The following is an 18835-nucleotide window of genomic DNA, read 5'->3' on the forward strand; positions in this document are numbered from 1 at the left end:
AAGGACGAATGACCAACCCTTATGAACCCCAAGCGGATTTTGGTAACTGGTGCGAGTGGCTGCATTGGTCACTACATTAGCGAAAGCCTGATTCAAGAAACCGAACACGAGCTGTATCTGTTAGTCAGAAATCCAGACAAACTGCAAATTGACTACCAATCTCGACCGGGAATCACCGTTGTAAAAGCTGATTTGCGAGACATTGAACGAGTGGGAAATCTACTCAAGACAATCGATGTCGCGATCTTAGCTGCAACCGCTTGGGGCGGCTCCCAAGCGGTATTTGACGTGAATGTGATTAAAACCATCCGGTTGCTAAACTTGCTCGACCCCGCAGTTTGCGAACAAGTCATTTACTTTTCTACTGCTAGCATCCTCGGACGCGACAACGAATTATTGAAAGAAGCGGGAGAACTAGGGACAGACTACATCCGTTCTAAGTATGACTGTTTGCAGCGCTTATCGAAATTAGCGATCGCACCCCGCATCACTACCCTCTTTCCGACCTTGGTTCTCGGAGGAGATGCCAACAAACCCTACTCCCATCTTTCTTCAGGATTGCCAGGGGTGGCAAAGTTGATTGACCTGATTCGCTTTTTTAAAGCCGACGGCAGTTTCCACTATATGCACGGGCGAGATATTGCCCAAGTGGTACGATTCCTGATCGAACATCCTCCTCGCCCCTCGGAACCTCGACAGCTGGTTTTGGGTCAAGCACCCATAACGGTCAACGAAGCCGTAGAAGAAGTTTGTGCTTATTTAGACAAGAAAATTTATTTTCGCGTGCCCCTGTCTCCCTGGCTAGCTGATTTCTTCATCCTCTTGTTCCGAATTCAGATGGCACCTTGGGATCGGTTCTGCTTGCGCTACCGTCATTTTACCTACCAAGATCCCGTCAACCCGGCTACCCTGGGTCTGCCGAATTACTGTGCCACATTCAGCGATGTGCTGAAAATAAGCGGAGTTCAAAAAAAGCAGCTGACAGCTAAGAACGAGTAGAAATTAGATTTAAAAGGTTGTTTTAACGCAAAGGTACGCAGAGGTTAGTGCAAAGGTACGCCAAGGAGGTTAGAGGCTGTCTTCAGAAGAGTTTCTTAGACATATCAAGACCTCTTACTGATTTTCTACGTACCTTTACGTCACCCTTGGCGTACCTTTGCGTTAAAAAAGCTATCAGACTTAACCTAAGCTTGCCAGATTCAGCTAGGCTCGTGTGCTATGTATTAGCTAATAGCTGAAATTTAAAAAGGTGTGAGGTTTTAAATTCAATGAAAGTTTTATTAGTTTATCCCCTGTTTCCTAAAACTTTTTGGTCTTACGAAAAAATTCTGGAATTAGTCAATCGCAAGGTTTTATTGCCGCCGCTGGGTTTAGTCACCGTGGCGGCAATTTTGCCTCAAGAGTGGGAATTCAAGCTGGTCGATCGAAATATCCGCACCGTTACAGAACAAGAGTGGGAATGGGCAGATGTTGTCATTCTCTCGGCAATGATTGTTCAGAAAGAGGATTTACTTGATCAAATCAAGGAAGCCAAGCGGCGCGGCAAACTGGTAGCGTGTGGTGGCCCTTACCCAACTTCTGTCCCGGAGGAAGCTCAAAAAGCGGGTGTAGATTATCTGATTTTAGATGAAGGGGAAATCACCCTGCCGATGTTTGTTGAGGCAGTTCAGCGGGGCGAAAAACAGGGGATTTTCCGTTCTAATGGGGAAAAACCCGATGTGACGACAACCCCGGTTCCTCGTTTTGATTTGCTGGAGTTTGATGCTTACGATTCAATGTCGGTGCAGTTTTCGCGGGGCTGTCCCTTCCAGTGCGAATTTTGCGACATTATTGTTTTGTATGGTCGCAAACCCCGGACGAAGGCACCGGAACAGCTATTAGCAGAGTTGGAGTATCTCTACCAATTGGGGTGGCGTCGTAGCGTTTTCATGGTGGATGATAACTTCATCGGCAATAAGCGCAACGTTAAGTTATTTCTCAAAGAGTTAAAAACCTGGCAAGCAGAACACCAGTATCCCTTCCGGTTTAATACAGAAGCTTCGATTGATTTGGCGCAAGACCAAGAACTGATGGATTTAATGGTGGAGTGCTATTTTGATGCGGTGTTTCTGGGAATTGAAACGCCAGATGAAGAGAGTTTGTCACTAACGAAAAAGTTCCAAAATACGCGCAGTTCTCTGGGTGAAGCGGTGGAGGCAATTACGCGAACCGGATTGCGCCCAATGGCTGGGTTTATTATTGGCTTTGATGGGGAGAAAGCTGGCGCAGGCGATCGCATTGTCCGCTTTGCCGAACAAACTGCCATTCCCACCACTACCTTCGCCATGCTGCAAGCCTTACCCAATACAGCGCTGTGGCATCGATTAGACAAGGAGGGTCGCCTACGGGGGAAAGATGGCAACATCAATCAAACTACCTTGATGAATTTTGTCCCTACAAGGCCCCTGCAAGAGATTGCTAGAGAATACGTCGAGGCTTTCTGGACACTATACGATGCCGAAAAGTTTTTGGATCGGACTTATCGCTGTTTCTTGATGCTGGGTGCGCCCAAATGCAAGGCTCCTGCTAAATTACCAAATTTAGTGGATCTGCGAGCGCTGTTGATTGTGATGTGGCGTCAGGGTGTCAAACGCACCACTCGCTGGAAGTTCTGGCACCACTTATTGAGCATCCTCAAGCGCAATCCTGGTGTTTTTGAGCATTACATCGCAGTCTGCGCTCATAATGAGCATTTTCTGGAATACCGCCAGATTGTGCGGGACGAAATAGACGCCCAGTTAGCTGAGTTTCAGGCAGAAGAAGCAAAACTGCAACAGATGGAAGATATTTCATCGGCATCTGTAAAAGAAAAAAATCCTGTCAGTGTATAAGACAAAGTTCTTTCGCGATTGCTAACAGACGCGGGGGAAGAGAGCGATCGCTCTGAAATGAAAAGGCTCGTTAACCGGCAGGAATCAAAATTACTGGTAGTGTCTGGGAGTAGGGAGGCAGAAAGTCCAGAGTCAGTAGGTGGATATCAGGTTCCCACTCCCCCCTAACCAACGGTTAACTACATTCGGCTACTGAGTTAGTTAGCATGGAATATCCATTCATCATTAGCGAAAACCTAGCGGCATATTGTATTCAGTCAATTTAATGACTCCTTCATGAGCGATCGCACGTCGAAAGTGATAGAACAATTTGCCCCTGCTACGAATCACTAAAATTAGTCCGAGGTTGCCAATTCAATGCGAGTTTTACTGCTTTATCCTTTATTTCCTAAAACTTTTTGGTCTTTTGAGAAAGTCCTAGAATTAGTGAATCGCAAGGTTTTATTGCCGCCGCTGGGTTTAGTGACGGTTGCCGCAATTTTGCCTCAAGAATGGGAATTCAAGCTGGTCGATCGAAACGTTCGCAACGTCACAGAAGACGAGTGGGAGTGGGCGGATTTGGTCATTCTCTCGGCAATGATTGTCCAGAAAGAGGATTTACTCGCTCAAATTCGAGAAGCCAAACGGCGCGGTAAAGCGGTTGCGGTAGGTGGCCCTTATCCGACTTCTGTGCCTGATGAAGCCACTAATGCGGGTGCAGATTATCTAATTTTGGATGAAGGGGAAATCACCCTGCCGATGTTTATGGAAGCGATCGCGCGAGGTGACAAAGGTGGAATTTTCCGATCCGACGGAGAAAAACCGGATGTGACGACAACGCCTGTGCCTCGTTTCGATTTGCTGGAGTTTGATGCTTACGATACGATGTCGGTGCAGTTTTCGCGGGGTTGTCCTTTCCAGTGCGAATTTTGCGACATTATTGTTTTGTATGGTCGCAAACCCCGGACGAAGGCACCAGAACAGCTATTAGCGGAGTTAGAGTATCTCTACCAATTAGGGTGGCGTCGTAGCGTTTTCATGGTGGATGATAACTTCATCGGTAATAAGCGCAACGTCAAGTTATTTCTCAAAGAGTTAAAAACCTGGCAAGCGGAACACCAGTATCCCTTTAGCTTTAATACTGAAGCATCAGTTGACTTGGCGCAAGACCAAGAACTGATGGATTTAATGGTGGAGTGCAATTTCAATGCGGTGTTCCTGGGAATTGAAACGCCGGATGAAGCCAGTTTGCAGATGACGAAGAAGTTTCAAAATAACCGAACTTCGCTTGCTGACTCGGTAGAAACCATCACGCGGGCGGGGTTGCGGGTGATGGCTGGTTTTATCATTGGCTTTGATGGAGAAAAATCAGGCGCAGGCGATCGCATTGTCCGCTTTGCCGAACAAACGGCGATTCCGACGACTATTTTCGGAATGCTACAAGCTTTACCCCACACTGCCCTCTGGTTCCGCCTAGAAAAAGAGGGGCGATTGCTGGATAGCGCATCGGGCAACCAGTTCAATGTGATGAATTTTATCCCGACCCGACCCGTAGAAGAGATTACCAGGGAATACATCAACGCCTTCTGGGATTTATACGATGCTGAAAAGTTTTTAGATCGGGCTTATCGCCATTTTCTGATGCTGGGCGCACCCAAAGTAAAAGTTCCTTTTAAAATGCCGGGTCTGATGGAGTTAAGGGCTCTGGCAATTGTGGCGTGGAGACAAGGCATTAAGCGTCACACTCGCTGGAAGTTCTGGCACCATCTGTTTAGTATCATCAAACACAACCCTGGTGTTTGGGATCATTACCTCACCGTCTGTGCCCACAACGAGCATTTTCTCGAATATCGCCAGATTGTTAAAGACCAAATTGAGGTGCAGTTAGCTGAGTATCTAGCACAACAATCGAAACAGGAAGCTAAAGTTTCTTCTGTGAAAAACAGTGTCGGTGCGAGTGCGTGATATCAAGTGAAAAATGGGGAATTGGAAATTTTTTACCCATTTTTCATTCCTTCTCATCAATGACCAATTAAGCGTGAGGATTGTCAATTAATGCGAGTTTTACTTTTATATCCACTATTTCCGAAAAGTTTTTGGTCTTTTGAAAAAACTTTAGCTTTACTAAATCGTAAGGCAATGTTGCCGCCTTTAGGTTTAGTGACCGTTGCTGCAATTTTGCCCCAAGAATGGGAGTTTAAGTTAGTAGATCGAAATGTTACCCAAATAACTGAAGCTGAATGGGCATGGGCAGATTTAGTAATTCTGTCGGCAATGATTGTCCAAAAAGAAGATTTGCTAGATCAAATCAAAGAAGCAAAGCAAAGGGGTAAGTTAGTCGCAGTCGGCGGCCCTTATCCCACTGCTTTACCTCAAGAAGTAGAATCAGTAGGCGCAGATTATTTGATTTTGGATGAAGGGGAAATCACCCTGCCGATGTTTGTGGAGGCAGTGCAACGTGGCGAAACTTCAGGAACTTTTCGGGCGGGAGGAGAGAAGCCGGATGTCAGTTCCACACCCGTTCCCCGCTTTGATTTACTAGATTTTGACGCTTATTCAGAAATGTCTGTGCAGTTTTCGCGGGGATGCCCATTTCAATGCGAATTCTGCGACATTATTGTCCTTTACGGACGCAAACCCCGCACGAAAACGCCAGCCCAATTACTGGCAGAATTAGAACGCCTTTATGAGTTGGGTTGGCGACGCAGCATCTTTATGGTGGATGACAATTTTATCGGGAATAAGCGGAATGTCAAGTTATTCCTGAAAGAGTTGCAACCGTGGATGGTGGAACACCAATATCCTTTCTCTTTTGCGACGGAAGCCTCCGTAGATTTGGCAAAAGATCAAGAATTGATGGATATGATGGTTCAGTGCAATTTTGGGGCAGTGTTTTTAGGAATTGAAACACCCGATGAGGAGAGTTTAGCACTAACTCAGAAGTTCCAAAATACGCGAGATTCATTAAGTGATTCCGTTCAAGCGATCGCGCGATCGGGATTGCGGGTGATGGCTGGGTTTATCGTAGGCTTTGATGGAGAAAAACCCGGTGCAGGCGATCGCATTGTCAACTTTGTCGAGAAAACGGCAATTCCCACCGCTTTATTTAGTATGTTGCAAGCTTTACCCGATACCGCCCTTTGGCATCGGTTAAAGAAAGAAGGGCGGCTGCGAGGCGAATCTGCCAACATAAATCAAACGACATTGATGAACTTTGTGCCCACACGTCCTCTAGAAGACATTGCCCGCGAATACATCGATGCATTTTGGACATTGTACGATCCGGAGCGTTTTCTAGACCGCACTTATCGTCACTTTCGCATATTAGGAGAAGCGACGTATCCGAATAAGGGCAAACGTGCGAAGAAGAAAATAGATTGGGTTGTAATTCGAGCCTTATTAATCATTTGTTGGCGACAAGGCGTACTTCGTAAAACTCGTTGGCAGTTCTGGCGCAACTTGTTTAGTATGTATCGACACAATCGAGGTGGAATCAGCAGTTATTTAGCAGTTTGCGCTCAAATTGAGCATTTCGTAGAGTATCGCCAGATTGTCAAAGAGCAAATTGAGGCGCAGTTGGCAGAGTTTATGGCAGAAGACGCGGTTCAACAGCCGCAAGAGGTGAAAACCCCAGTGAATGCGTAGGGTAGACGACACCTCAGATCCTCCAAACCCCTATTATTTAAGAGACTGACTTAATAATGGGGTTTGGAGAATCGCAGAATAGCGCCCATAAAGTGACTGAGGATGAGCAATTCCTTTATTTAAAACTGCTATATAGCAATCCTGTTTTAGTTGCGAGATGCCAGTGGTTTAAATCCCCAACTTATCCAAGAAGTCGGGAATCTTGCTTTCAGAAATCATTTAGGACTGGTATAGGTAGACAAACGTTTTTGCCGTCTGCGTCTTGTCCAAAAGTTGTTGGCAAAGTTGAGTATGTTTGTGTCGCGATGATCTCCTGAACCTGCAACAGTCCGCCTGTTGCCAAGCCAGCGATCGATGGAGTAAATATTGAAGCTGCTACCAGCTAGCAATATAAATAGCACAATCCCGTAGATAAGCATCGTTTGTGCTGCACCCCAGTTTTGTATGGATGTGACACCCATCATCAAGACGATCATCAGGATAAATGTTGCGATTAGGGCGCTGCGCGTTGCTAATCCAATGGAGATCAATACTCCCACGATTAATTCAACCGGGGGTACTAAGTAAGAATTGATCCTCACCAAAAATTCCGGGAAATAAGAATTTGCAAGTTGGTTGACAGTATTTTCAGCAAAACCGGGAATATTGCCGATGCGAGTAAAGCCGTGATTAAAGTAATTCACGCCGATCAGAATTCGCAGCAACAAATAGGCGATCGCAATATCCCTAGTTTTTAGACCAATATAGGGTCTATTTTCAGTCATTGCTATAACTCCAACTGTGTTACATCAACTTTAATTGATTTTAACTGTAGAGATTTGAATTAATTAAAGTTTAATGAGAAATGAATTAGCCAAGCTAAACCTACCAACCCAAATAAGTCTGTTTTTTCCCTTTTTGAATAGCAGTCAACAAGCGCTATTCTCCGAGTGTTGAAGTTATAAGGTAAAATCCTGAGTTTTGTTATTTGTCAAGAGTAAGAATCGGCTTTATTCAATACAAGGCTCATCTATAATCGGGGCGGGTAGTGGAAATTCTTCTCCTCGTAGGTAGGCATCAAATTGTTCGTCAAAACGGCTCCAACTGGTAGCAATCGAACGCTGAATTCTACAGGTTGGAGCTTCGCGGAATAAAGGCAGCCGATGTTCGATTTGTTCTTTAATGGCTACAGGGATATCTTCAAATACATCAGTTTTATTGCCAGTGTAATTTAAGACTAAAAAGCCGGGTTTTCCCTTCATTTTCATCCACGGTTCCCACGGCCCCATGCGGTAATAAGAAAGTGTAACAGCGCGATTGTCGCTAGCACTGATGGGTTCGTCAGATAGTATTTTTGTCGGAAAAATAAATTTGTAGGAATCCGACGATTGGACATACTTCTCTGGCGAATAATCTGCAAACTTGGGGTTCGTTGATAACGGGTTGGGCAGTTTCATATTGAAATCTAATGAAACTGAGGATATTTCTGAAGTTATGTGAGCATCTATCTGTTGTGGAATCTGGAACTCCTGGTAGTCATAAGAACGGTGCATAATATTCAGTGTTTCACCTGACCAGGGGTTTTTCCAACTTTTTAGAATTTCTCCAGTTTTGGGATCGAGATAAAGTGTAATTTTACGACTTACAAGCGTCCAGCGGGATGTTGAATTATCTTGAATACAGCGCGAGATATCAACGCCTAAGAAATCAAACAGATGAACAGGTTGATCGTTATCTATCGGATGGGCATACATAGCACCTGTAGCCGGGAAATAGTGAGTTTTACTGTCACTGCTACAGCGTAGTTTGACAAACTGCTCATCGGTAATTGTTGATTTCGTTAAGGTCATAGTTTGCGCTTCCCCAAAGTATAGATTGAGCTAAGGATGAATACTTAACTAGTAATTTCTCGCCCTCCTACTGATATCTTGATTCGGTCTTGCTGACGCTGCTGAATCTGTTCTAGACTGCCGGTAGGAATAGCGGCAATTAATTGGCGCGTGTATTCTTGCTTCGGTTCGCGGTAGAGATTTTCGGCGGAGCCAATTTCTTCGATTTTGCCCCGATTCATGACCATAATGCGATCGCTCATAAATTTCACCACGCTCAAGTCATGAGAAATAAAGATGTAAGTTAAGCCAAATTCACTTTGGACTTCTTTGAGCAAATTCAGCACTTGCGCTTGTACGGAAACATCTAGCGCCGAGACGGATTCGTCGCAGATGATGAATTTGGGATTGAGTGCCAAAGCACGAGCAATACAAACCCGCTGGCGCTGTCCGCCAGAAAACTCGTGGGGATAGCGATTCATCCAGCCAGGATTTAAACCTACACGCTCTAAGAGATAGGCTGCGCGATCGCGTCTTTCCTTAGAATTCTTCCCATAGTGATGGATTTGTAGCGGTTCCATCACCGCATCTCCAATTTTTAGACGCGGATCGAGAGAACTAAAGGGATTTTGGAAGACAATTTGCATCTCGCGTCGCAATTGCCGCAGCCGCCGATTACTGACTTTTGTAATATCTTCCCCTTCAAACTCGATCTGCCCGCTTGTTGGTTCGATCAAGCGCAGGATGGTACGCGCTAAGGTACTTTTGCCACAGCCGGATTCTCCCACCAATCCCAGCGTTTCACCGGGATAAACATCAAATGAGATGCCATTCACTGCCATCAAATAGCGTTTGGTTTGACCAAACATCCCCTGGATTGGAAAGCCAACTTGGAGGTCTCGGACAGAGAGTAGAGCTTTTTCAGTGGTAGAGATGCGATCTATCGCTTCTGGGTTTTGAGTGGAACCCAGAATTTCTTCTGACTCCTGACTCTTAACGCCTATTTTTTCTCGAATCTCGATTTCGCCGCTAGGTGTCTTCACCACTTCCATAAAGTCAGCGACGGTCGGCAGGTATTTCAACCGGCGGTTAAGGCTGGGGCGACAGGCTAACAAACCTTTGGTATAAGGATGTTGAGGGTTAGAAAAGATTTGCTCAACTGAGCCGTATTCAACTATTTTGCCTTGATACATCACGGCGACAACGTCGGCAATTTCAGCAATTACCCCCAAGTCGTGACCGATAAACATCATCGACATCCCACGGGCGTCGCGTAACTCCCGCAATAGATCCAGAATCGTCGCTTGAACCGTTACATCCAAGGCGGTTGTCGGTTCGTCAGCAATCAATACCGCTGGATTGCAGGAAATAGCCATTGCAATCATCATCCGCTGCAATTGCCCGCCGGAGAGTTCGTGGGGGTAGCGATCCAGCATTGCCAATTTTTGCTGATTGACCTGCTGATTAATTTCCGCTTCGCTTTCTCTTCTGGCTTCTGGTCTTTCTTCTAGATAGCGTTGCCGCATCTCTTCATCGCTAGCGAGGAGTTTGACTTCTTGGAGACGCGCGATCGCTTGCCGCCTCGCCTCGGCAGGCGTTACATTTTGATGCTGACGGATTGCCTCGACTAACTGAAACCCACACGTAAAAACTGGGTTTAAGGAACTCATCGGTTCCTGGAAAATCATCGAAATCTGACCACCCCGATACTTCCGCAACTCCTCTGCACTCAGATCCCGCAGATTCACTACAGATCCGCCTCGTTCCTGGGAGTTTTGAAACCAAATTTCACCGCCGCTAATCTTCCCCGGAGTTGGCACCAGACCCATGACGGCGAGGGAAGTCACCGATTTACCCGATCCCGACTCTCCCACAATGCCCAAAGTCTGCCCGCGACTCAGTTTGAAGGAAATACCATCAACTGCCAGAATTTGCTTTTCATCAGTTAAAAATTGAACTTGCAGATTGCGGATGTCTAAAACGGTGTCACTCATGGCAGTCAAGGCGAAAAATTTAACTGGATTTTAACAATCTATGCGATCGCGAGAGAATCAATCGGGTTGTTGATAGCGACGGCAGCCGATTACTGTAACAGACGCGAACCCGATGGACATTGAACTGCTGATGAGCCACTCTGCGGCGGTTTCGGCATCGCTGGAGCCGAGGTTGAGGGGCGCTGGGTTTCGCAAACCGCTACGAGGGTGGTGGCTTCACCGTTCTTTTTGGTGGCAAATACCGCACCTGTGTAGCTATGAATTTCAGCATTCTTGGCTTGGGCGGCGATCATCACGCTTTGGGCGTCCTTTCCGGGTGATACCAACCGATAGTTGTAATACACGCTGGCTGGCTCGCCGCCTAAACCTAAATCTTCAGTGTTTGTGGCAAATTTGCCTTTTTGCTGATAATAAGCCTGTTGCGCTTTGTTTACCATCGCGATATACAGTTTGGCTTCCGTTTGCGGTTTTGGAAGCTGCGAATCTTCGGGCACTTGACTCTGTGCATTTTCCAGCTCAATTACTTTGGCGTCTTTGGGTAATATCGCGCTATCGGAAATTTTCTCAAATATCGTTGCCTTGGCAGTAAAAGCATTGGGTCTGGGTTGTCCAGCTTGCCGTCCCTCTAATTCCAGACGTAGTTTACCGCGATCGATAAATTCAAAAATGCTCAGGATGCTCTCTTTTTTGCTAAAAACCAGGTCAAGTTGTCCCGGTTTAGCCTGGGAATTAACCTTGTACTTAATTCCGACGGCAACCGGAGGTCCATCAGACGTTGGAAATACAATGAATAATTTTCCCTCTGGCGCAAATATAAATGTGACCAACTCCCCGGTTTGCGGATCTTCGGCTTGCCATTGCCCTACAAATTGCTGGGTGGCGGTCGTTGCTGGTGTGGTTTTGGTTGGAGTCGCTGCGGGTGCGGGTTTGGCTGGGGTATTTGCCGATGTCCCTAGGATACCTGTCACCAGGATGCCGTTGATTGCGATTAATAAGCTGGATACAATCAACTTGTTGTTAACTGGGAGTTTCACTAGTTTGGCAAAGTTGATGATAAAGTGATTCATTATTTTTTGGTGTTTGCTTGATATTTTTTATCCAAATTTTGATGATTTTCCCGTGAAATGTCGGAGATTAAATTAGTAAGACATGAAATTGCAAATATAGTTTCCTTCAAGTTATAACATAGCCAAGCTATAGCAATTCTAATTGAGTGATGAGCTGGTTCTTCATATCCCGATTTTTAGAGAAGTCGGGGTTCTGTTCTTCATGAATCATTTAGAGCCGCTATATAGCCTTTTACAGGCTTCGATGTCACAGAAAAAATAGCGATCGCGTTCTTTTGGTGCAGTGTTGATGGGAAATCTAGCGCAGGGGCTTTAAAAGACAAAAGTATGGTTAAGTTCTTAATTAACCATACTTTTGTAACAAGGCAACCTTATGTACTAATCATTTTTACATTAGTTGCCCAATTTTGGGGTATTCAATCATTTCAACCGGAGAATCTAAATATCTAGATCGTTGAGATTGAGACGAGGGCCATAGGTTTCGATAAATTCGCGGCGGGGTGCAACGCGATCGCCCATTAGAACGGTAAAGATGCGATCGGCTTCCGCCGCATCTTCAATTTCCACCCGTTTGAGAGTGCGAGTTTCCGGGTTCATGGTAGTATCCCACAACTGTTGCGGCATCATTTCACCCAAACCTTTGAATCGCTGGATGGTGTAGTTGGCATTAGCGGGAAACTCATGCTGAATCAGGTTTGCCATTTCGCGATCGCTATAGCAATAGTAATGATTGCGTCCGCGTTCTACCTTATAGAGTGGAGGACAAGCGATATAGATGTAACCCTGCTCGATTAGCGCCCGTTGATAGCGATAGAAGAACGTTAATAACAGCGTCCGAATGTGCGCCCCATCTACATCGGCGTCAGTCATAATCACGATGCAGTGATAGCGCAGCTGAGAAGCATCGAACTCCTCACCCTTAACACCCAATCCCAGTGCGGTGATTAGCGCCTGGATCTCCGTGTTTTTATAGATTTTGGCATCGTCGGTTTTCTCAATGTTGAGAATTTTACCGCGCAATGGGAGGATGGCTTGGTTGCGTCTGTCGCGTCCTTGTTTGGCACTTCCTCCGGCTGAGTCGCCTTCCACGATATAAATCTCAGATTCCGAGGGATCTCGCGTACTGCAATCGGCTAATTTACCCGGTAAAGGAGAAGATTCCAAAACCGATTTGCGGCGCACTAACTCTCGTGCGTGACGCGCTGCCTCGGCGGCTTTGAAAGCTTGAATTGCTTTCTCCAGAATCGAATCGGCAACGTTTGGGCGGAACTCTAAATATTCTGTGAGAACTTCGCCAACTAGGGAATCAACAATTCCTCGGACTTCGGTGTTACCGAGTTTGGTTTTAGTTTGTCCTTCAAATTCCGGATCGGGTACTTTGACGGAGATAACCCCCGTTAAACCTTCGCGGACATTCTCTCCGCCGAGGTTCGGTTCATTTTCTTTGATTTTATTGCGCTTGCGAGCGATCGTATTCAGCGTCCGCGTCAGCACCGCCTTCAACCCTTCCAGGTGAGTACCGCCGTCAACTGTACGAATATTATTTGCGAACCCCAGCAGAGTATCTGTATAGGCATCGACGCACCACTGCAACGCCACCTCTACTTGTACATTGTTGCGTTCGCCGGATACATAGATAATTTCTTCGTGGAGAGCCTGTTTATCGCTATTCATATAGGCGATATACTCTTTAATACCTCCTTCATAACAATAGGTTTCTACTCTTGGCTCTCCACCCTTAATTAATTCCAGGCGGTTGTCAGTAAACGTAATTTTGACACCCGCATTTAAGTAAGCCAGTTCCCGCAAACGACTTGCCAAGGTGGTGTAATCAAACTCAATGCCAGTCGTCACAAAAATCTGTAAATCTGGCTTGAAACTAATCGAGGTGCCTGTCCTCGCTTCTTTAATTGGCGTTGCCTTGAGTTCGGTGACAGGAATACCCCGCTCAAAGCGCATGATATGCTCCCGCTTCTCCCGCCAAACGGTTACTTCTACCCACTCAGACAAGGCATTGACTACGGAGATCCCGACACCGTGCAAACCACCAGAAACCTTGTAACCGCCGCCGCCAAACTTCCCTCCGGCGTGCAGCACCGTCATTACCGTTTCCAAAGCTGATTTGCCTGTAGTGGGATGAGTATCTGTGGGAATCCCTCGCCCATCGTCTGTCACCGTCACCGAACCATCGGCGTTTATGTCTATCTCCACATGGGTGCAATAGCCAGCCAGAGCCTCATCAATAGAGTTGTCCACCACCTCGTAAACTAGATGGTGGAGTCCCCTAGGGCCAGTCGAACCGATGTACATCCCCGGTCTTTTCCGGACTGGTTCAAGACCTTCTAGAACTTGAATCTGATCGGCACTGTAACTGCTCGTCATGAATAAGGATTCTCCAATAATGGCTTGGAAGCCCACCGGGACTTCAAAAATGTAAAAACACTCCAAAATTATAACACAAAAGGTTTCGGGGCGACCGTAGGGCAATTTCAAGAGATATTTGTTTAGGGGCTGTACCCAGTGAAAGGTAACAAAGTAGGAAAGCACGGTGGCACAAGGGAACGGGAGGCGAGAGAAACAGACATAGGGAGTAGCGGAAAATTACCTGTTCGCTCAGCCCTCTTCACTCAGTCCTCAGTCCTCAGCCCTCAGTCCTCAGCCCTCAGTCCTCAGCCCTCAGTCCTCAGTCCTCAGCCCTCAGCGCTGATTGTTATTTGTGGTGCTACCGCGACGGGAAAATCAGGGCTGGCATTAGCATTAGCACAGCGCTTGGGTTCTGTAATTCTTAGCGCTGATTCGCGTCAAGTGTACCGCGAATTTGATATCGGCACAGCTAAGCCAACAGATGCTGAGCGCAAGTTGGTACCGCACTACTTAATTGATATCTGCGATCCCACAGAAACTTTGACGGTGGCAGATTACCAGCAGCAGACGCAAGCTTTAATTGCTGCTTTGGGCAAGGAAACTCCGCCTTTACTGGTGGGAGGAACGGGTTTATACATCCGTTCTATTGTGCAGGGGTTAAAAATTCCTAGAGTAGCGCCCCAAGAAGAATTGCGATCGCAACTGCAATCTCTCGGTCAAATCCAACTTTACGCTTTTCTACAACAAGTCGATCCCGTTGCCGCTCAGAAAATTCATCCTAACGATCCCGTGCGGACATTGCGAGCTTTAGAAGTCTTTTATGTGACGGGTCGCCCTATTTCAGAGCAGCAAGGAGAGAATCCACCCGATTATCCTATTCTCCAAATTGGCTTAGATTGCCCGGACTCTAGCCACCTTACGCAACGCATTGAACAGCGAACCGAACAGATGTTAGCAGCAGGGTGGGAAGCGGAGGTAAAAACTCTCTGTGAGAAATACGGTTGCGATCTGCCGCTGTTGGATACGCTAGGTTATAGGGAAATGAAGCAATATTTAGCTGGAGAGATTTCTCTATCGGACGCCAAAGAGTTAACCGTTTTGCACACTCGTCAATTTGCCAAGCGACAACGCACTTGGTTTCGTGCTTATCCCCAAATTGAGTGGTTTGAGGCAAATCAACCCGATTTATTGGAGCGCGTGTGGCAACGAGTGCTAGAGTTCATTGCCGCAAGTTGTCAGGATGTGCCTCCTCAAGCTAGATGCTAACTTCCTGTCCAATTTTATACTCTTGTAACTAAACTTAACTTCGTACATTTTCGAGTTGTATGGAAGTGATTTCTTTGCTTTCTGCTACAAGGAGTTGAAGGATTCGTGTATAGCAGATTACCCAGGAAATGCAATGATAAACTTTTCTGCTATATTAAACCGCCATCAACCTTTAGAGAGATTTTATAGAATTTATATATGAATAGGAAAACCATTTAATAGACTATGAAAACAGCAAAACCGCCTTTTTTAATTCCTACGGGTACAAATAACCCTTAGCAGTTGCGATCGCATTTCCGGCACTGCGGTAAAAGGCTGGAGACCTTTAGTTTGAGCGAAAATGTGTAGAATTTAGCGATTTTCATGTAGATTTTCCTGGAAGTGTTAGTCCATTGAAGTGCCAGGGAACAATCTAGCTAGGGTTATCGGACGGAAAAGTTGATCGCTGAGACTTTCTCCTGCTTTTTCAGCATTGAGACATTTAGCGCGACAAGGCAGAACAAGCATTTTCAGATGATGGCTACCGAAATCCGGTCCAAGTAGGAATAAGTACTGATGAAAATTTTAGAGTCTAGTAAGGAAGCGGCGAGGCTAGAAGCTCTGCGCCGATATCGGATTCTTGATACAGAACCCGAAGAGGCATTCGACGATCTTGCCCATTTAGCGGCGCACGTTTGTGGAACCCCGATTGCGTTAATAAATTTTTTGGATAAAAACCGTCAGTGGTTTAAGTCAAAGGTGGGTTTAGAAGTATCAGAATTCCCCCGTGATAGCGGGTTCTGCCCCCTACTTGAGCAACACGAAATTTTAATGATTCCTGATACATTGGCTGATAAGAAGTTTGCCACTAATCCGGTCGTCATTGCTTGCCCCAGCGTCCGATTTTATGCGGGCGCACCGCTGATAACGCCTGAGGGACAGATAATCGGGACGATCTGTGTTGTTGATTATGTACCGCGAAACCTCAGTCCAGAACAAGTAGAGGCACTTAAAGCTTTAAGCCGCCAGGTAATTAGCCAACTAGAGCTACGGCGCAATTTAGCTGAAAAGGAACGCAGCATCGCTGCACGCGAACGAGCCGAGGAGGCGCTACAGCGAGCTGCTACCGAGAACCGGCACCTGGCACGGGCGATTACTTCAGCTTCTGAGGGAGTGATTATTACCGATCCGAACCAGCCAGACAACCCGATCGTTTACGCAAACCCAGCTTTTTCGCGGATCTCTGGGTATAAGCCAGAAGAAATTATGGGTCGCAACTGCCGTTTTCTGAAAGGTTCTGGCACAGATCCGCAAGCGATCGCTCAAATTCGCCAAGCGATCGCCGAACAAAAAGAGATTCAAACGACGCTGCTGAACTATCGAAAAGATGGTCAGCCATTCTGGAATGAATTAAGAATTTCGCCAGTATTTTCAGATGAGGGGAACTTACTCTACTTCGTAGGCTTGCAAACGGACATCTCCGCTCGTAAGCGGGCAGAGGAAGAGCGCGATCGCTTATTCACCCTCTCGTTGGATATGCTGTGTATTGCTAGTTTGGATGGCTATTTTAAGCGCGTAAACCCAGCTTTTGAGAAAACACTTGGGCTTTCTCAAGAAGAACTTTGCTGTACGCTACTGTTTAACTTTGTTCATCCTGAAGACCAAGGAAAAACCCGTGACGAATTCCAGAAACTTGCCACGGGCGAACCAACCATCGACTTTGAGAACCGCTACATCTGTCAGGATGGTTCGTATAAATGGCTATCCTGGACAGCCTCTCCAGTCGTTGAAGAAGGCTTGATGTATGCGATCGCCCGCGACATTACCGAGCGCAAAGCTAACGAGGAGGCATGGCGTCAAAGCGAAGAGCGGTTTCGCAATTTAGTCGAAACCACTAGCGATTGGGTCTGGGAGGTGGATGAAAACGTTGTTTACACGTATGTCAGTCCGAAGCTCCGCGACATTTTGGGTTATGAACCAGAAGAAGTTCTGGGCAAAACTCCCTTCGATCTCATGCCTCCGGAAGAAGCTTTTCGAGTTGCTAATATTTTTGGGCAAATGGCTGCCCTTGCACAACCCATTACGTGTCTTGAGAATACGACTGTTCACAAAGACGGTCATCTGGTTGTCCTAGAAACTAGTGCAGTTCCAGTTTGGAATTGTGATGGAAAATTCCAAGGTTATCGCGGCATGGATCGGGACATCACCGAGCGAAAGGAGGCAGAACAAAAAATCCGCAGACAAGCTGCCTTGCTAGATGTAACAACAGATGCAATTCTTGTGCGAAATCTAAAAGACAAAATCGTACTTTGGAGTAAAGGAGCTGAGTTACTGTACGGTTGGAAGGCGGAGGAAGTTCTGGGGAAAAATGTCTCGGAGATTTTGTACAACGATCCTTCGCCTCAACTCCTAGAAGCGCACAAGACTGTTAACAACAAAGGTGAATGGCAAGGTGAATTGTATAAAGTCACCAAAGAAGGCAAACAAATTGTCGTTGCCAGTCGTTGGAGTTTGGTGCGCGATGATGAAAACAACCCCAAATCAATCCTCTCTGTAGACACCGATATTACAGAGAAAAAACAACTTGAAGCACAGTTCCGCCGCGCCCAACGGATGGAGAGTATCGGTACTCTGGCTGGCGGCATTGCCCACGATCTAAACAATGTACTGACGCCAATTCTTGCCGCCATTCAAATCTTACAAATGGTAATTCCCGATCCGCGCAGTCAGCGGCTTTTGGATTTACTAGAAACAAATACTAAACGCGGTGCTGAGCTAATTAAGCAAGTCTTGTCATTTGCTCGAGGAGTTGAAGGTGAGCGAATGACCCTTCAAGTAGGGCACTTAATTGGGGAAATTCAGAAAATTGCCAAAGAGACCTTTCCTAAATCAATCGAAATCTATACAGATGTACGAATGATGGAACTCTGGCCTGTCTCTGGAGATGCCACTCAAGTACATCAGGTGTTGATGAATCTCTGCGTTAATGCCCGCGATGCGATGCCAGATGGTGGAGTCTTGAGTATCTCTGCCGAAAATCTTATCATCGATGAAAACTATGCCCGGATGAATATTGAGGCCAAAATGGGGCCTTATATCGTTATTACTATCTCGGATACTGGAAGTGGTATTCCTCCAGAAAGTTTAGAAAGAATTTTTGAACCATTTTTCACAACAAAAGAACTCGGTAAAGGCACAGGGCTAGGTCTGTCCACTGTGTTGGCAATCATTAAAGGTCATGACGGTTTTATCAATGTCTATAGCGAAGTAGGAAGAGGAACCCAATTTAAAGTTTATTTTCCAGCAACTAACACAACTACAACAGATCCAGAAGCTACGGAGCGTTATGAACTGCCCAGAGGTCACGGAGAATGGATTCTTGTGGTTGATGATGAACCAGCCATTCGAGAAGTGACTAAAACATCCCTAGAAGCCTATGACTATCGGGTACTCACTGCCAACGATGGGATTGAAGCGATCGCACTCTATGCCCAGCATCGCGCGGAAATCAATGTCGTGTTAATTGATATGATGATGCCTACGATGGATGGTCCAACCACCATCCGCGCCCTACAAAAAATGAACCCGCAGGTCAAAGTTGTTGCTGTGAGCGGACTGGTTTCCAACCATAAGCTCCCAGCGATCGCAGGTGGCGTAGTTAAAAGATTTTTGTCGAAGCCCTACACCGCAGAAGATTTGTTGAAATCTATTCACGAGCTTCTAAGTTAGCGCTGTGATTCCAGCAGTCGATGCAATACACGCTACGAGGTCAAGTATGCACGATTGGCACTCCCTCCCCTTTCTAGCACTAACTTTTGCCCTGTTTATCATCTTCCTCAAGATTTTAACGAACCAAAACTTTG

General features: G+C 46.2%; 11 protein-coding genes. 6 read left to right on the plus strand and 5 right to left on the minus strand.

Annotation, left to right across the window (positions count from 1 at the left end; all coding sequences use genetic code 11):
- Window positions 1-21 precede the first annotated feature (21 nt).
- From NDA06_RS13825 to NDA06_RS13840, 4 genes are all read left to right on the plus strand, one after another.
- A complete protein-coding gene (locus NDA06_RS13825; protein ID WP_190411106.1) occupies window positions 22-999 on the plus strand; it encodes an NAD(P)-dependent oxidoreductase in 978 nt (325 codons plus the stop codon).
- 269 nt (window positions 1000-1268) lie between these two features.
- Window positions 1269-2870, plus strand: coding sequence for a B12-binding domain-containing radical SAM protein (locus NDA06_RS13830; RefSeq protein WP_190986208.1), 1602 nt, complete (start codon window positions 1269-1271; stop codon window positions 2868-2870).
- 357 nt (window positions 2871-3227) lie between these two features.
- Entirely contained in the window at window positions 3228-4814 is a 1587-nt protein-coding gene (locus NDA06_RS13835; RefSeq protein ID WP_190986207.1) for a B12-binding domain-containing radical SAM protein, read from the plus strand.
- A gap of 90 nt (window positions 4815-4904) precedes the next feature.
- Window positions 4905-6494 carry a B12-binding domain-containing radical SAM protein gene (locus NDA06_RS13840; protein ID WP_190430938.1) on the plus strand — a complete coding sequence of 530 codons (1590 nt, stop codon included), beginning with the start codon at window positions 4905-4907 and terminating at the stop codon, window positions 6492-6494.
- A 215-nt stretch (window positions 6495-6709) separates the two neighbouring features.
- Here NDA06_RS13840 and NDA06_RS13845 read toward each other — a convergent pair whose 3' ends face one another.
- From NDA06_RS13845 to gyrB, 5 genes are all read right to left on the minus strand, one after another.
- Window positions 6710-7258: a DoxX family protein gene (locus NDA06_RS13845; RefSeq protein ID WP_190986712.1), complete on the minus strand. Its 549-nt coding sequence runs from the start codon at window positions 7256-7258 to the stop codon at window positions 6710-6712.
- Between the two features lie 225 nt (window positions 7259-7483).
- Window positions 7484-8323, minus strand: coding sequence for a DUF1838 family protein (locus NDA06_RS13850; protein ID WP_190411111.1), 840 nt, complete (start codon window positions 8321-8323; stop codon window positions 7484-7486).
- 44 nt (window positions 8324-8367) lie between these two features.
- The gene (locus NDA06_RS13855) at window positions 8368-10296 is read right to left on the minus strand and encodes an ABC transporter ATP-binding protein (RefSeq protein WP_190986713.1); all 1929 of its coding nucleotides are present in this window, start codon (window positions 10294-10296) and stop codon (window positions 8368-8370) included.
- Between the two features lie 89 nt (window positions 10297-10385).
- A complete protein-coding gene (locus tag NDA06_RS13860) occupies window positions 10386-11363 on the minus strand; it encodes a type IV pilin-like G/H family protein (protein ID WP_190532520.1) in 978 nt (325 codons plus the stop codon).
- Between the two features lie 438 nt (window positions 11364-11801).
- Window positions 11802-13745: a DNA topoisomerase (ATP-hydrolyzing) subunit B gene (gene gyrB / locus NDA06_RS13865; RefSeq protein WP_190684632.1), complete on the minus strand. Its 1944-nt coding sequence runs from the start codon at window positions 13743-13745 to the stop codon at window positions 11802-11804.
- A 321-nt stretch (window positions 13746-14066) separates the two neighbouring features.
- Between gyrB and miaA the strand changes: the two genes are divergently transcribed.
- Together miaA and NDA06_RS13875 are read left to right on the plus strand one after the other, a co-directional pair.
- On the plus strand, window positions 14067-14993 hold the full coding sequence (miaA, locus tag NDA06_RS13870) for a tRNA (adenosine(37)-N6)-dimethylallyltransferase MiaA (RefSeq protein WP_190684718.1): 927 nt from the start codon (window positions 14067-14069) through the stop codon (window positions 14991-14993).
- Between the two features lie 555 nt (window positions 14994-15548).
- Window positions 15549-18701, plus strand: a complete 3153-nt coding sequence (locus NDA06_RS13875) for a PAS domain S-box protein (RefSeq protein WP_190411115.1) — start codon at window positions 15549-15551, stop codon at window positions 18699-18701.
- Window positions 18702-18835: the final 134 nt, after the last annotated feature.

The sequence above is a fragment of the Trichocoleus sp. ST-U1 genome, assembly GCF_039961835.1.
Taxonomy (GTDB): domain Bacteria; phylum Cyanobacteriota; class Cyanobacteriia; order Cyanobacteriales; family FACHB-T130; genus FACHB-T130.

Bases quoted from the DNA above. Each gene is read 5' to 3' on its own strand.
- NDA06_RS13825 (WP_190411106.1), top strand. From the start codon at position 22: ATGAACCCCAAGCGGATTTTGGTAACTGGTGCGAGTGGCTGCATTGGT.
- NDA06_RS13830 (WP_190986208.1), top strand. From the start codon at position 1,269: ATGAAAGTTTTATTAGTTTATCCCCTGTTTCCTAAAACTTTTTGGTCT.
- NDA06_RS13835 (WP_190986207.1), top strand. From the start codon at position 3,228: ATGCGAGTTTTACTGCTTTATCCTTTATTTCCTAAAACTTTTTGGTCT.
- NDA06_RS13840 (WP_190430938.1), top strand. From the start codon at position 4,905: ATGCGAGTTTTACTTTTATATCCACTATTTCCGAAAAGTTTTTGGTCT.
- NDA06_RS13845 (WP_190986712.1), bottom strand. From the start codon at position 7,258: ATGACTGAAAATAGACCCTATATTGGTCTAAAAACTAGGGATATTGCG.
- NDA06_RS13850 (WP_190411111.1), bottom strand. From the start codon at position 8,323: ATGACCTTAACGAAATCAACAATTACCGATGAGCAGTTTGTCAAACTA.
- NDA06_RS13855 (WP_190986713.1), bottom strand. From the start codon at position 10,296: ATGAGTGACACCGTTTTAGACATCCGCAATCTGCAAGTTCAATTTTTA.
- NDA06_RS13860 (WP_190532520.1), bottom strand. From the start codon at position 11,363: ATGAATCACTTTATCATCAACTTTGCCAAACTAGTGAAACTCCCAGTT.
- gyrB (WP_190684632.1), bottom strand. From the start codon at position 13,745: ATGACGAGCAGTTACAGTGCCGATCAGATTCAAGTTCTAGAAGGTCTT.
- NDA06_RS13875 (WP_190411115.1), top strand. From the start codon at position 15,549: ATGAAAATTTTAGAGTCTAGTAAGGAAGCGGCGAGGCTAGAAGCTCTG.